We start from the raw sequence: 12,900 nt of genomic DNA on the forward strand, positions 1-12,900 counted from the left end.
GCGTGACGGACAAGCCCCGCATTCCGAACGTACTCGCCGCCCGCTACGCCTCCGCGGAGCTGGTCTCGCTCTGGTCGCCGGAGCAGAAGGTCGTCCTGGAACGGCAGCTCTGGCTCGCCGTCCTCAAGGCGCAGCAGGACCTCGGTGTCGAGGTGCCCGACGGGGTCGTCGAGGCCTACGAGCGGGTGCTGGAGAACGTCGACCTCGAGTCGATCGCCGCCCGCGAGCGCGTCACCCGGCACGACGTGAAGGCGCGCATCGAGGAGTTCAGCGACCTCGCCGGCCAGGAACACATCCACAAGGGCATGACCTCCCGCGACCTCACCGAGAACGTCGAGCAGCTGCAGCTGCTCCGCTCGCTCGAGCTCGTGCGCACCCGCGTCGCCGCCGTGCTGGCGCGGCTGGCCGCCCTCGCCGTCGAACACACCGACACCGTGATGGCCGGGCGCTCCCACAACGTCGCCGCGCAGGCCACCACCCTCGGCAAGCGGTTCGCCACCGCGGCCGACGAGCTGCTGGTCGCCTTCGAGCGGCTCGACAACCTCGTCGAGCGGTACCCGCTGCGCGGTATCAAGGGCCCGGTCGGCACCGCGCAGGACATGCTCGACCTGCTCGGCGACGAGTCCACTTTGGACCAGCTGGAAGACCGCGTGATGCAGCACCTCGGCTTCAACCGGCGGTTCGTCAGCGTCGGCCAGGTGTACCCGCGCTCGCTCGACTTCGACGTGCTGTCCACTGTGGTCCAGCTCGCCGCGGCGCCCTCCAGCCTGGCCAAGACCATCCGGCTGATGGCCGGCCACGAGCTGGTCACCGAGGGCTTCAAGCCCGGCCAGGTCGGCTCGTCCGCCATGCCGCACAAGATGAACACCCGGTCCTGCGAGCGCGTGAACGGCCTCGCCGTCGTGCTGCGCGGTTACCTGTCGATGATCGGCGAGCTGGCCGGTGACCAGTGGAACGAAGGTGACGTCTCCGACTCGGTCGTCCGCCGGGTCGCGCTGCCGGACGCGTTCTTCGCGCTCGACGGCCTGCTGGAGACCTTCCTTACCGTGCTCGCCGAGTTCGGTGCCTTCCCGGCGGTCATCGAGCGTGAGCTCGATCGCTATCTGCCGTTCCTCACCACGACCAAGGTGCTGATGGCGTCGGTCCGCGGCGGCGTCGGGCGTGAGACGGCCCACGAGGCGATCAAGGAGCACTCGGTCGCCGTCGCGCTCGAGATGCGCGAAGGCCGCGCCGAGAACGACCTGCTCGACCGGTTCGCCGCCGACGACCGCATTCCGCTCGACCGCGGTGAGCTGGACAAACTCCTGGCCGACCGGATCTCGTTCACCGGGACGGCCGGGCGCCAGGTGGCACAGGTGGCCGAGCGCGTCGCGACGGTGCTCGAACGGTTCCCCGAGGCCGCGGGCTACGCGCCGCAGCCGATCCTGTGAGCTGACGCACCCGTCCACGGAGTGGAACAAATCCACTCGAACGGGCGGAATCCCTAATCTCGATCGCTGACCACGGAGCGCTGCGAGGCGCCAGTCCTCACCATGGAAGAAGCGATGAGATCCACGCTGTCCAAGATCACCGCCGTCCTCACCGCGGGCGCGCTGACCATGACCCTGGCCGCCTGCGGTGGTTCGAGCGCGGGGGCGACCACCCTGCGCGTCGGCACCCTCGGCGACGCCCCGCCGTCGATCTACCTGGAGAACGGCCGCTTCACCGGCTACGACAACGAGCTGCTGCGCGACATCGCCAAGCGTGAGGGCTTCGAGGTCGAGTTCGTCGGCACGGAGTTCTCCGGGCTGCTCGCGGGCGTGGCGAACGGCAAGTTCGACATCGGCAGCTCGACGATCTCCAGCACCGAGGCGCGGAAGAAGACGGTCGCCTTCTCCAACGGTTACAACACCGGGTTCACCACGGTCGTGACCGCGAAGGGCGCGAACCTCAAGGACCTCGCGTCGCTGTCCGGCAAGCGCCTCGGCGTGGTCCAGGGCTCGGTGCAGGACGAGTTCGCCGGCGGCAAGGTGGCCGGCGCCCAGGTCGTGCGCTTCCCGGACTACAACGCGGGCTTCGCGCAGCTGAAGAACGGCACCCTCGACGGCTGGGTCGTGCCGCAGGACATCGGCCAGAAGTACCTGGACCAGAACCCGGGAGTCCCGCTCGAACTCGGGTACACGGTCGAGGACAAGGACACGCCGTCGGCGTTCGCCGTCGCGAAGAAGAACACGGACCTGCTGAACAAGCTCAACGACGGGCTCGCGAAGGCGGTCGCGGACGGCACGGTCGCCCGGATCTACGCGCAGTTCTACAAGAACACGCCGCTGTCGAAGGAACTCCAGCAGGGCGGCCCCGGCCTGCCCGTGAAGAACGCGGGTGCGTGACATGAAGAAACTGATCGTCACCGTGCTGGCCGCCGCCCTCACGCTGACCGCGTGCGGCGGTGGCTCGGACAGCGCTTCCGCCACCCTGCGCGTCGGCACCCTGAGCGACGCGCCGCCGAACATCTTCCTCGAGAACGGCAACTACACCGGGTTCGACAACGAGCTGCTCAAGGCCATCGCGGCCAAGCAGAACCTGAAGCTGGAGTTCGCCGCGACCGACTTCTCCGCGCTGCTCGGGCAGGTCGCGTCGGGCCGCTACGACATCGCGAGTTCGGCGATCGCGCAGACCGACGAGCGCAAGAAGACCGTCGACTTCTCCGCGGCCTACGACTTCGAGACCATGAGCATCCAGGCCAAGCAGGGCACGCCGGTCACCGACGAGAAGGGGCTGGCGGGCAAGCGCGTCGCCGTCATCCAGGCGACCGTCGGCGACCACTGGCTCGGCACCACGGTCCCGGCGGCCCAGGCCGTGCGCTTCCCCGACTACGCCGCCGCGCTGACCGCGCTCAAGACCGGCGCGGTCGACGCGTACATCCTGGACCAGTCCATCGCCGACAAGAACGTCACGGACAACCCGGACGCCAAGCTGGTCGTCGTCAAGAGCTTCGTCACCGACGTGCCGCACGGGTTCGCGGTGAAGAAGGGCAACGGCGAGCTGCTCGGCAAGATCAACGACGGGCTCAAGCAGGTGATCTCCGACGGGACCTGGCTTAAGCTGCACCAGCAGTTCCTGCCGACCGCTCCGGTGCCGGCCGGGTTCCAGGGTTAGGAGAAGCATGAAGAAGACACTGGTCACGGCGATCGCGGCGACGCTGCTGGCGGCGCTGACCGCGTGCGGCGGCGGTTCGGACAGCGGCGGCGACGGCAAGACCCTGCGCGTCGGCACGCTCAGCGACTCCAAGCCGAACGCCTACCAGGAGAACGGCACGTTCACCGGCTTCGACAACGAGTTGCTGAAGGCCATCGCGGCGAAGGAGAACCTGAAGCTGGAGTTCGTCGCGACCGACTTCTCGGCGCTGCTGGGCCAGGTCGCGAACGGCACGTTCGACATCGGCAGCTCGGCGATCTCCCAGACCGACGCCCGCAAGAAGACGGTCGACTTCTCGGCGCCGTACAACTACCAGGCCCTCGGCATCGAGGCGAAGGAAACGGCCGGCATCACGGACGAGAACTCGCTGTCCGGCAAGCGGATCGGCGTCGTCCAGGGCACGGTCTCGGACACCTGGCTGGGCACCAACGCCCCGGGCGCGCAGGCCGTCCGGTTCCCGAACGACGCGGCGGCGCTGGCCGCGCTGAAGACCGGCGCGGTCGACGGCGCGGTGTTCGACCAGGCCACCGCCGAGGACTACGCGAAGAACAACCCGGACGCGAAGCTCAAGGTGACCAAGGCGATCACCACGACCATCCCGCACGGGTTCGCGTTCAAGAAGGGCAACACCGACCTGATCGACAAGGTCAACGACGGCCTCAAGAAGGTCATCGCGGACGGCACCTGGGTCAAGGTGCACGACCGGTTCGAGCCCAGCGCGCCGGTGCCCGCCGAGTTCAAGCCGGGGCAGTAATCCACCCATGGAACAGTTTTTCGACACCTTCCTGAACTGGGAGTACATCTGGCAGGTCTTCCCGGACCTGCTGAAGACCGGCCTGCTCAACACGCTGGTCCTGGCGGTCACGTCCGCGCTGATCGGCACCGTGCTCGGCATGGTGCTGGCCGTGATGGGCCTGTCCACGAAAATCTGGCTGCGCTGGCCGGCGCGGGTGTACACCGACGTCTTCCGCGGGCTGCCGGCGATCCTGACCATCCTCGTGATCGGTCAGGGTCTCGGCGTGCTCGCGCGCAACGTCGTCGGCACCAACCCGTACCCGCTGGGCATCCTGGCGCTGAGCCTGATCGCGGCCGCCTACATCGGCGAGATCTTCCGGTCCGGCATCCAGAGCGTCGACAAAGGACAGCTGGAGGCCAGCCGCGCGCTGGGGATGAGCTACAGCACGGCGATGCTGCTGGTGATTATCCCGCAGGGTGTCCGGCGGGTGCTGCCGGCGCTGGTGAACCAGTTCATCGCGCTGATCAAGGACTCCAGCCTGGTCTACTTCCTCGGCCTGCTGTCCGAGCAGCGAGAACTGTTCCGGATCGGCCAGGACCTGGCGGCCAACACCGGCAACCTGTCGCCGCTGGTCGCGGCCGGGTTCGTCTACCTGGTGATCACGGTGCCGCTGACGCACCTGGTGAACTACATCGACAAGAAGCTCCGGACCGGCCGCAAGGTGCGCGCGGACGAGCCGGGCGAGGGTGATGAGCTGGACCTGGTCGCCAGCGGGAAGGTCAGCTCGTGACGACGACGGCGGTGCGTTCGTCCAGTGTGGAGCTGCGGGACATCCACGTCAGCTTCGGCACGCTCGAAGTCCTGCGCGGCGTGGACCTGCGCGTGGAAAGCGGCCGGACGACGTGCGTGATCGGGCCGTCGGGCTCGGGCAAGTCGACGTTGCTGCGCTGCGTGAACCGCTTGCAGGAGCCGGATTCCGGCGACCTGCTGCTCGACGGCGAGTCGGTGATCCGCGCGGACCCGGACGCCCTGCGCCAGCGCGTCGGCATGGTGTTCCAGCACTTCAACCTGTTCGGCCACCGGAGCGTGCTGGACAACATCGTGCTCCCGCTGCGCAGTGTCAAGAAGCTGGGCAAGGAGGAGGCGGCGGAGATCGCCCGCGCCCGCCTGGCGGAGGTCGGCCTGGCGGACAAGGCCCCGTACCGCCCGAGCGCGTTGTCGGGCGGCCAGCAGCAGCGCGTGGCCATCGCCCGGGCGCTGGCGATGGACCCCGAGGTGATGCTCTTCGACGAGGCCACCAGCGCGCTCGACCCGGAGCTGGTCAAGGGTGTGCTGAACCTGATGGCGGGCCTGGCCGAGCGCGGCCTGACGCTGATCGTGGTGACGCACGAGATGGGTTTCGCCCGCAGCGTGGCCGATGAGGTGGCGTTCATGGACGCGGGCCGCATCGTCGAGCAGGGCGCACCGGCGAAGCTCTTCGACGAGCCGCAGAGCCCCCGCCTGCAGCGATTCCTGTCACAGGTGCTCTGAAACCGGGGGCTTCGCCGCCCGTTCCGCGGGTAGCCTGCGGGCATGGCGAAGCTCGTGCGGCTGACGTATTACCCGGTCAAGGGGTGTGCCGGCACTTCGGTGCCGGCCGCCGAAGTGACCCCGGCCGGGCTGGCGCACGACCGCGTCTTCCAGGTCGTCGCGCCGGACGGGGAGTTCCGCAGCCAGCGCCGCCACCCCGGCCTGGCCGCGGTCCGGCCGCGGGTCCACGGTGGCCGGCTCACGCTGTCCGCGCCCGGCCGGGAAGACCTCGTCCTCGACAGCCGCCGGGACGGCCCGCGGCACCCGGCTTCGACGTTCTCCTGGCACGGCGAAGGCGTCCACCAGGGCACCGAAGCCGCCGGGTGGTTCTCGGACCTGCTGGGCCTCCCGTCGGTCCTCGTCGGCGTCGCCCCTGACCACGAGCGCGTCACCGGCGGCGAGACCCCGGGCACGGCCGCGTTCGCCGACGGGCACGCGCTGCTCGTCGTCTCGGAGTCCTCTTTGGACAATCTGAACGCGCGGATCCTGGAACGCGGCGGCGAGCCCGTGCCGATGGATCGCTTCCGCCCCAACATCGTCGTCGCCGGCTGGCCGGACCCGCACACCGAGGACGAGGTCCGCGAGCTGACCGCGGGCACCGCCAAGTTCGGCTACGCCAGGCAATGCGTCCGCTGCACGGTTCCGATGGTCGATCAGGAGACCGGCGAGAAGGCCGGCCCGGAGCCGATCCGCACGCTCGCCACCTACCGCCGTCACCCCGACGGCGGGGTCACCTTCGGCATGAAGGCCGCGGTGCTGCGGCCGGGTCAGGTCGCGGTCGGGGACGAGGTGATCGTGCACTCCTGGGCCGGTCCGAGCCCGAGCACCGCGGCCGCGGAGCCGCCGTTGACCGCGACGGCGAGCCGGCCGGCCGAATCGGTGTAGAGCACGCTCGCGCCCGCGGGCACGTCCGCGAACGTCCGCCCGATCACCGTCGTCACGGCCACCCGCTCGCTGTGCACCGAAACCGCGCCCGCCAGCCCGGACAGCTCGAGGTCCGCCGGAGTCGCGGCGAGCTGGACGTTGCCGAAGTGGTCGACCGTCAGCACCTCCGCCACGAGCTTCCCGGGAAACGCCGCCACGAACGGCTCCGGCATCGCGACCAGGCCGGCCACCGGGTCGCCGAAGTCGGACGGCGCGACGCCCAGCGCGAGGTGGGCGGCCGCGGGCGCGAAGACGTCCCGCCCGTGGAAGGTCGCCGACGTCGCCGGCAGCCGCAGCGAGGGCTCCGCCAGCTCGTACGCCGCTTCGACGCCGCCCAGGGCCTGCGCGGCCGGCAGCAGGAGGCCGTTGTCCGGCCCGACCAGCAGCCCGTCCCGGGCGACGACGACCACGCCGAGCCGGGTCGTGCCGACGCCCGGGTCGACGACGGCCACGTGGACCGCCGCCGGCAGGAACGGCACCGTCTGGGCCAGCGCCATCGCCCCGTGCCGGATGTCCTGGGGCGGCACCTCGTGCGTCACGTCGATCACCCGGACGGTGGGAGCGAGCCGCGCGATCACGCCGTGGCAGGCCGCCACGAAGCCGTCGCGCAGGCCGTAATCGGTCGTCACCGAGATCCAGTCGTACGCCATGCCAGCATCATCCATGGTGGCGGAGGGTGCCCGTTAGGGTTCGGTGCGTGACACCCCTCCTCACGGGCCCGAGGCTCGCCTCCGGCAAGGTTCGCGACCTGTACGCCGTGGGCGACGACCGCCTGCTGGTCGTCGCCTCCGACCGCATCTCGGCCTTCGAGCGCGTGTTCCCGACCCCCGTCCCGGACAAGGGCCGGGTGCTCACGGCGATGAGCGTGTTCTGGTTCCGCGAGCTGGCCGACGTCCTCCCGAACCACCTGGTGGCCTGGGACGGGCCACTCGTCCCGGCCCCCGTCCGCGGCCGCGCGCTGCTGGTCGAGCGGCTGGAGATGCTGCCGGTGGAGGCGGTCGTCCGCGGTCACCTCACCGGGCGCGGGTACGCCGACTACCGCCGGTCGGGGGCGGTGTGCGGGCTGACGCTGCCGCCGGGGCTGACCGAGTCGGCCCGGCTGCCCGAGCCGATCTTCACGCCGTCGACCAAGGCCCGGCCCGGCGACGCCGACGAGAACATCGACTTCGGCACGTTCGTGTCCGTGCTCGGCCGCGTGCTCGCCGAGGAGGTCCGGGAGGCGTCGCTCGAGCTCTACCGCCGGGGGGCCGCGCGGGCGGCCGAGCAGGGCCTGCTGCTGGCCGACACGAAGTTCGAGTTCGGCATCGGCGCCCACGGCGGCCTGGTGCTCGCGGACGAGCTGCTGACCCCGGATTCGGCGCGCTACTGGCTGCCCGACGGCCACCGGCCCGGCCGGCCGCGGCCGTCGTTCGACAAGCAGCACGTGCGCGACTGGCTGATCGATCCCGCGTCCCGCTGGGACTGCGTGTCCGCGTTGCCACCGCTGCCCCCCGAAGTGGTGACGGCGACCCGCGACCGCTACCTGGAGGCGTACCACCGCATCACTGGGCTTTCCCTGGCAGACTGGCCGCGTGATCCTGCTGATCTGCGGCAGCCTGCGAGCAGGCTCGGGCAATGCGGCGGTGCTGGGGACCGTCGCGACGCTCACCTCGACCACGACCTACACCGGCCTTGGCGAGCTCCCGCACTTCAACCCCGATGACGACCGGGACCCGCTGCCCCTGGCGGTCGCGGCCCTGCGGGCGGCGATCAAGGAGGCGTCCGCGATCCTGATCTGCACCCCGGAGTACGCCGGCGGGCTGCCCGGCTCGTTCAAGAACCTGCTGGACTGGACGGTCGGCGGCGGCGAGATCTACGGCAAGCCGGTGGCCTGGATCAACGCGTCGTCGATCGCGGCGCCGACCGGCGGCCGGGACGCGCACGACTCGCTGCGCAAGGTCCTGACGTACGCGGGCGCGAAGATCGTCGAAGAGGCGTGCGTGCGGATCCCGATCGCCCGGGCGGACGTCGCCGACGGCCAGGTCGCCGACCCCGACCTGCGGGGCCGCATCGCGGTGGCCGTCCAGCGCCTGCGTGAAGGCGGCTGACCCTTCCGGCAACGGACGCCCGCCCGTTCTGCGCAGTTCACGGCGACGTCAGCCGCGTGCGTCCCAATGGGGGCCGTGGACGCTCGCTTGCTGGTTTCGCTGTCGGGAATCACCCCGCGCACGCTGCACCGGTGCGCCGACCTCGCGGCCGAGCTCGACCGCCGCCGGGTGCCCCTTTCCCTGCTGTACGCCGCCCGCACCGGCGAAGGCCCGGTGACGGAGTGGGTGCGCACGCGCGCCCGCGGCGGTGATTCCGTGCTGCTGCACGGCTACGACCACACGGTCACGCCCACGCACCGCACGGTGTACCTGGGCAAGAAGGCCGAGTTCGCGACGCTGCCGGCGCACGAGGCGCGGCTGCGCCTGATCGCGGCGAAGGCGTCCCTCGATTCGGCGGGGCTCGCGGTCGACGGCTTCGCCCCACCGCGCTGGATCGCGTCCCAGGGCACGCTGCTGGCGCTGGCCGAGCACGGGTTCCGGCTGTGCGCGGACCTCGGCGCGGTGCGCGACCTGGTCACCGGCGAGGTCCGCCGCGCGCGGGTGAGTGAGTTCACGAGCCAGTCGCACCGCACGGAGACGGTGCGCTGCTTCGCGCTGGTCCTGGCCTCGGCGCGGTCAGCCCGCCGGGGCGGCTTGGTCCGCCTGGGAGTGACCGCGGCGGACCTCACCCGCCCCGGCCTCCGCCAGGCCCTGCTCGACGCGGTGGACGTGGCTCTGGAGAACCGCGCGTTCGGCGCGACCTACGGCTCGCTGCGCACGGTCGCAGCCTGACGGGTTGCGGCGTTCGAGCAGCAGTGGGCTAGACCTTCACCGGCTCCGCCCGTTCCAGCACCTTGACCTCGGTGCCCTCGGGCGCGAGGTTCCCGAACAGCCCGTAGTGCATGGCGGGGTTGGCGAGCACGGCTTCGTGGATGGGCACGGCCACCCGCGGCGCGACGGCCCGCAGGTAGTCGACGGCTTCCCCGGCCTTCAGCCACGGCGCCCCGGTGGGCAGCCCCAGGACGTCGATCTTCTGCTCGGGCACGAAGAAGGAGTCGCCGGGGTGGAAGAAGGCCCCGTGGTCGAAGACGTACCCGATGTTCGGGATGACCGGGATGTCGGCGTGGATGACGGCGTGCTGCCCGCCGACGGCGTTGATCGCGGTTTCCCCGACGGTGAAAGCGGCTCCGACGTCTGCGACCTCGAACTCGAGGCCGAGCTTCTCGACCTCGGGCGCGGATCCGGGGTCGACGATCAGCTTGGCGTCCGGGTTGGCCTCGAGGATCTTCGGCAGCCGGTCGACGTCGAGGTGGTCGAAGTGCTGGTGGGTGACCAGCACGGCGGACAGCTCCCGCTCGCCTTCGAAGCCGGTGGAAAACACCCCGGGGTCGATCAGGATCCGCTCGGAGCCGGTCTCCAGCAACAGGCAGGCGTGTCCGAAATGGACGATACGCATCGATGGTTCTCCTTCACGGGTGGTCGTTTTCCAGCCTAGTCCCGTCGCGTGAGCCGGCGCCGGACGTCGGCGAGGTCGGCGCGGGCGACCCCGGCCTCGAGGAGGTACCGCTCGGCGTCGAACCGTCGAGCGTGTCCCGGATGGCGGCCGCGGTCGTCGTGCCCCGCTCCGCGAGCGCAGCCGCGATGCGCGGGCCCTGGTCCTCGGCGCCCAGCGCGGCGAACAGCGGTTTCACGGCCTCGGCCGACAGGTCGTAGTCGGCGGCGATGGCGTCGGCCTCGACGCCGGCGAGGGCCGGCAACAGGAGCGCGACCAAGCCGGTCCGGTCGCGCCCGGCGCCGCAGTGGAACAGGACGCCGCCGGGCGCGGACCGGGCGATCGCTTCGATCACGGCGGCGCAGCGGCCGGCCTTCCGTTCGAGGAAGAGCCGGTAGTAGAGCGGGTGCCGTTGAGCCGCTCGCGGTTGATGCGCCGCCAGAGTTCGATGTCGTCGATGTCGTCGAGGGCGACCTCCACGCGGTCGATGCCCGGCGGCGTGACCGGGGCCGCCGCGGCGGTGAACCGCGCCGAACCCGCCAGCGCCGTCGGGGAGCCCGCCGTCGGCCGGATCTCGTCGGGGTTGCGCAGGTCGATGACGGTCCGGACGCCGGCGTCCCGCGCCTGCGCCCAGCCGGCGTCGGTCACGAACCGCAGGTCCGCCGCCCGGTAGTACGCGCCGCGGCGGGTCGTGCCACCCGTCTTGACCGGCAGGCCGCCGAGGTCCCGGGTGTTGTGGAAACCGTCCCAAGCCACTGCTCTGCTCATCCGTCACAGGTTGCCGGTCAGCAACGCGTCGCCGAGCTCCGTCCGCCGGTACAGCACCCGGTGCCCGCGCCGCTCCGAAGCCAGCAACCCCGCCCCGCGCAACGCCGTCAGGTGCGCCGAAACCGTCGCCGGCGCCAGCTCGTGGCGCCGGGCCAGCTCGGTCGTCGCCGCCGGGGCGTCCAGCGTCGCCAGCAGCAACGCCCGCGTCCGGCCCAGCACCTCCGCCAGCGGTTCCGGCGGCGCCACCGCCGACGTCCACAGCGAAGCGACCCCGCGCGCCGGGTACAGCACGGAAACCTGCCACGGCGGCACCGTCACCACCCCGACGTTCGGCCACGCGAACACCGCGGGGATCAGCAGCAACCCACGCGAATCGATCTCCAGCCGCTCGCGCGCCCGGACGTCCACCAGCACCGACGTCCCGGCCGGCCGCACCCGCGGGTGCAGGCCGGCCAGCATCGCCGCGAGGCCGCCCGAACCCAGCTGGCGCGTCCGGTGCGCGATGTCGGCCGCCAGCAGCTCGCGCAGGCGCGGCCACTCCGGCGCCAGCAGCGTGTGCCACACCGTCTTCAGCTGGCCGGCGAGCAGGTCGCGCGCGGCCGCCGGGTCGGCGGGCAAGCCGGACAGGTCCGCGTCGACCATCCCGAGCTCCAGCGCCACCTGCGCCGGCGGCGTCGCCCGGACCACCCGCAGCTGCGCCGCCGCCGTCGTCTCCGGGCCGTCGGGCGGCGGGCTCAGGAACTCGGTGATGTAGTGCCGCGCGCTCAGGACCGCGGCCAGTTCCGGGACGTCGAGCGCGGGCGCGTCGGACACCCACGGCAGGTGCGCCGGGTGCCCGCGGACGCCGAGCAGCGTCTGAACGGCGCCCAGCACCTCTTCCAGCGGCGAGATCGCGAACCGGACGCGCTGGCTCCCGGCCGCGGTCAGCACGAGCTCGATCACCGATTCGGCCTCACCCGAATCAGTGTGCCGCAGCCGGGCACTGCGCGAGCGTGCCGGCATGTCGTTGTTCACGCACCGCGCCTACTGGCGCTGGTCGGCCGGTGTGCAGCTCGCGCGGCTCCCGGGGACCATGGCGCCACTCGCGTTCACCCTGCTCGCCACGGCCACGACCGGCTCGTACCGGCTCGGCGGCGTGCTGATGTCGGTCTACGTCGCCACCGAAATGGTGTGCGCGGTGCCGGTCGGGCGGCTGCTGGACCGCGTCGGCCCGGCCCGCGGCCTGTCGGCGCTGCTGCTGCTGACCGCCGCCGGGTACGCCGCCCTCGCCGTGGCCGCCGACGCGCCCGCCCCGGTGCTGCTCGCGCTCGTCCTGCTGCCGGGGATTTCGGGCGCGGCGTTGGCCGGCGGGTTCCGGACGCTCCTGGCCGACACCGTCGACGACGCCTTGCTGCCGCGTGCCATCTCCGTCGACGCGATGCTGCTCGAAGGCGTGCTGATCGGCGGTCCGACGCTGGTCGCGCTGCTCGACCTGGCCGGCACGGTCGTCCCGCTGGCCGCCATGGCCGTCGCCTGCGTGGTCGCTGCCGCGCTCGTCCCGCGCCGCCCGGCATCCCACGACCGGGTGGAATCCGCCGCCGACGTCCCGCCCGTGCGGCTGAGCGCTTATTTGCCGTGGCTGTGCTGCGCGTTCACCGTCGGCCTGCTGCTGTCGACGATCGAGGTGGCGCGCTGCCGCTGGTCCAGCGCCTCGGCGCCCCGGAGACGGCCGCGCCGGTGGTGATCGCCGTGCTGAGCGGGGCGAGCATCGCGGGCAGCGCGCTCTACGCGTGGCGCGGCCGGACCGGGGATCCTCGCCTGCTCCTCGGCGGGTTCGTCGTCGGCGGGGTCGTGCTCGCCGTGGACCTCGGCTGGCCGGGCCTGGTCGCGTCGATCGCGCTCATCGGCGGCTGCACCGGCCCGCTGGTCGCCGCCACTTCGGTCAACCTGCAGCGGCTGCTGCCGAAGAACCGCAGGTCAGCGGGGTTCTCGCTGAGCTTCACCGTGCAGGCGTGCGGCTTCGGGCTCGGCTCGCTGTCGGTCGGCGTGCTGCCGCTGTGGCTGGCTCCGTTGTCCGGTGTCTTTGCCGCGGCGATCGCCGGTGCAATGCTGGTGCGGAAGCCCGCACGAGCTATTGGCACGGTGTCAGTAACGTCGTAACCTGGGCTGACCCTCGACCTACGGGAGACGCC

General features: G+C 71.7%; 15 protein-coding genes and 1 pseudogene. 11 read left to right on the plus strand and 5 right to left on the minus strand.

The window, feature by feature from the left end:
• Window positions 1-2: 2 nt before the first annotated feature.
• From purB to C2L59_RS02430, 7 genes are all read left to right on the plus strand, one after another.
• Window positions 3-1,430, plus strand: coding sequence for an adenylosuccinate lyase (gene purB, locus C2L59_RS02400; RefSeq protein WP_103347861.1), 1,428 nt, complete (start codon window positions 3-5; stop codon window positions 1,428-1,430).
• 114 nt (window positions 1,431-1,544) lie between these two features.
• Entirely contained in the window at window positions 1,545-2,366 is an 822-nt protein-coding gene (locus C2L59_RS02405; RefSeq protein ID WP_103347893.1) for an ABC transporter substrate-binding protein, read from the plus strand.
• A 1-nt stretch (window position 2,367) separates the two neighbouring features.
• Window positions 2,368-3,135, plus strand: coding sequence for an ABC transporter substrate-binding protein (locus C2L59_RS02410; RefSeq protein ID WP_103347862.1), 768 nt, complete (start codon window positions 2,368-2,370; stop codon window positions 3,133-3,135).
• A gap of 7 nt (window positions 3,136-3,142) precedes the next feature.
• A complete protein-coding gene (locus tag C2L59_RS02415) occupies window positions 3,143-3,928 on the plus strand; it encodes an ABC transporter substrate-binding protein (RefSeq protein WP_103347863.1) in 786 nt (261 codons plus the stop codon).
• 7 nt (window positions 3,929-3,935) lie between these two features.
• Entirely contained in the window at window positions 3,936-4,700 is a 765-nt protein-coding gene (locus tag C2L59_RS02420) for an amino acid ABC transporter permease (RefSeq protein WP_103347864.1), read from the plus strand.
• Window positions 4,697-5,440, plus strand: a complete 744-nt coding sequence (locus C2L59_RS02425) for an amino acid ABC transporter ATP-binding protein (RefSeq protein ID WP_103347865.1) — start codon at window positions 4,697-4,699, stop codon at window positions 5,438-5,440. The genes C2L59_RS02420 and C2L59_RS02425 overlap by 4 nt, the downstream gene beginning before the upstream one ends.
• A 42-nt stretch (window positions 5,441-5,482) precedes the next feature.
• On the plus strand, window positions 5,483-6,364 hold the full coding sequence (locus tag C2L59_RS02430; protein ID WP_146060263.1) for an MOSC domain-containing protein: 882 nt from the start codon (window positions 5,483-5,485) through the stop codon (window positions 6,362-6,364).
• Here C2L59_RS02430 and C2L59_RS02435 read toward each other — a convergent pair.
• Window positions 6,247-7,053 carry an S-adenosyl-l-methionine hydroxide adenosyltransferase family protein gene (locus C2L59_RS02435; protein WP_103347866.1) on the minus strand — a complete coding sequence of 269 codons (807 nt, stop codon included), beginning with the start codon at window positions 7,051-7,053 and terminating at the stop codon, window positions 6,247-6,249. The genes C2L59_RS02430 and C2L59_RS02435 overlap by 118 nt on opposite strands.
• A gap of 47 nt (window positions 7,054-7,100) precedes the next feature.
• Here C2L59_RS02435 and C2L59_RS02440 point away from each other — a divergent pair, with 47 nt between their 5' ends.
• The 3 genes from C2L59_RS02440 to C2L59_RS02450 all read left to right on the plus strand — a co-directional run bounded on the left by C2L59_RS02440 (window position 7,101) and on the right by C2L59_RS02450 (window position 9,261).
• Entirely contained in the window at window positions 7,101-8,105 is a 1,005-nt protein-coding gene (locus C2L59_RS02440; RefSeq protein ID WP_103347867.1) for a phosphoribosylaminoimidazolesuccinocarboxamide synthase, read from the plus strand.
• Window positions 8,026-8,490 carry an NADPH-dependent FMN reductase gene (locus C2L59_RS02445; protein ID WP_103347868.1) on the plus strand — a complete coding sequence of 155 codons (465 nt, stop codon included), beginning with the start codon at window positions 8,026-8,028 and terminating at the stop codon, window positions 8,488-8,490. Before C2L59_RS02440 ends, C2L59_RS02445 begins: the two co-directional genes overlap by 80 nt.
• Window positions 8,491-8,556: 66 nt before the next feature.
• Window positions 8,557-9,261 carry a DUF2334 domain-containing protein gene (locus tag C2L59_RS02450; protein WP_199198871.1) on the plus strand — a complete coding sequence of 235 codons (705 nt, stop codon included), beginning with the start codon at window positions 8,557-8,559 and terminating at the stop codon, window positions 9,259-9,261.
• 28 nt (window positions 9,262-9,289) lie between these two features.
• Here C2L59_RS02450 and C2L59_RS02455 read toward each other — a convergent pair whose 3' ends face one another.
• From C2L59_RS02455 to C2L59_RS02465, 4 genes are read right to left on the minus strand one after another with little or no spacing between them, the layout of a single operon-like run.
• A complete protein-coding gene (locus C2L59_RS02455; RefSeq protein ID WP_103347870.1) occupies window positions 9,290-9,925 on the minus strand; it encodes an MBL fold metallo-hydrolase in 636 nt (211 codons plus the stop codon).
• A 13-nt stretch (window positions 9,926-9,938) separates the two neighbouring features.
• Entirely contained in the window at window positions 9,939-10,403 is a 465-nt protein-coding gene (locus C2L59_RS49765; RefSeq protein WP_255410227.1) for a tyrosine-protein phosphatase, read from the minus strand.
• Window positions 10,313-10,729, minus strand: coding sequence for a tyrosine-protein phosphatase (locus tag C2L59_RS49770; RefSeq protein ID WP_255410225.1), 417 nt, complete (start codon window positions 10,727-10,729; stop codon window positions 10,313-10,315). Before C2L59_RS49770 ends, C2L59_RS49765 begins: the two co-directional genes overlap by 91 nt.
• A 3-nt stretch (window positions 10,730-10,732) precedes the next feature.
• Entirely contained in the window at window positions 10,733-11,671 is a 939-nt protein-coding gene (locus C2L59_RS02465; RefSeq protein ID WP_199198876.1) for a DUF5937 family protein, read from the minus strand.
• Between the two features lie 58 nt (window positions 11,672-11,729).
• On the opposite strand from C2L59_RS02465, the pseudogene C2L59_RS02470 reads away from it, so the two are divergent.
• Window positions 11,730-12,868 (plus strand): annotated as a pseudogene (locus C2L59_RS02470) (MFS transporter).
• Window positions 12,869-12,900 lie beyond the last annotated feature (32 nt).

Source organism: Amycolatopsis sp. CA-128772 (genome assembly GCF_002904295.1).
Classification (GTDB): domain Bacteria; phylum Actinomycetota; class Actinomycetes; order Mycobacteriales; family Pseudonocardiaceae; genus Amycolatopsis.

What these genes read in the sequence shown, in the direction of transcription:
- C2L59_RS02405 (WP_103347893.1), top strand. Translation starts at nt 1,545, where the DNA reads ATGAGATCCACGCTGTCCAAGATCACCGCCGTCCTCACCGCGGGCGCG.
- C2L59_RS02410 (WP_103347862.1), top strand. Translation starts at nt 2,368, where the DNA reads ATGAAGAAACTGATCGTCACCGTGCTGGCCGCCGCCCTCACGCTGACC.
- C2L59_RS02415 (WP_103347863.1), top strand. Translation starts at nt 3,143, where the DNA reads ATGAAGAAGACACTGGTCACGGCGATCGCGGCGACGCTGCTGGCGGCG.
- C2L59_RS02420 (WP_103347864.1), top strand. Translation starts at nt 3,936, where the DNA reads ATGGAACAGTTTTTCGACACCTTCCTGAACTGGGAGTACATCTGGCAG.
- C2L59_RS02430 (WP_146060263.1), top strand. Translation starts at nt 5,483, where the DNA reads ATGGCGAAGCTCGTGCGGCTGACGTATTACCCGGTCAAGGGGTGTGCC.
- C2L59_RS02435 (WP_103347866.1), bottom strand. Translation starts at nt 7,053, where the DNA reads ATGGCGTACGACTGGATCTCGGTGACGACCGATTACGGCCTGCGCGAC.
- C2L59_RS02450 (WP_199198871.1), top strand. Translation starts at nt 8,557, where the DNA reads ATGGGGGCCGTGGACGCTCGCTTGCTGGTTTCGCTGTCGGGAATCACC.
- C2L59_RS02455 (WP_103347870.1), bottom strand. Translation starts at nt 9,925, where the DNA reads ATGCGTATCGTCCATTTCGGACACGCCTGCCTGTTGCTGGAGACCGGC.
- C2L59_RS49770 (WP_255410225.1), bottom strand. Translation starts at nt 10,729, where the DNA reads ATGAGCAGAGCAGTGGCTTGGGACGGTTTCCACAACACCCGGGACCTC.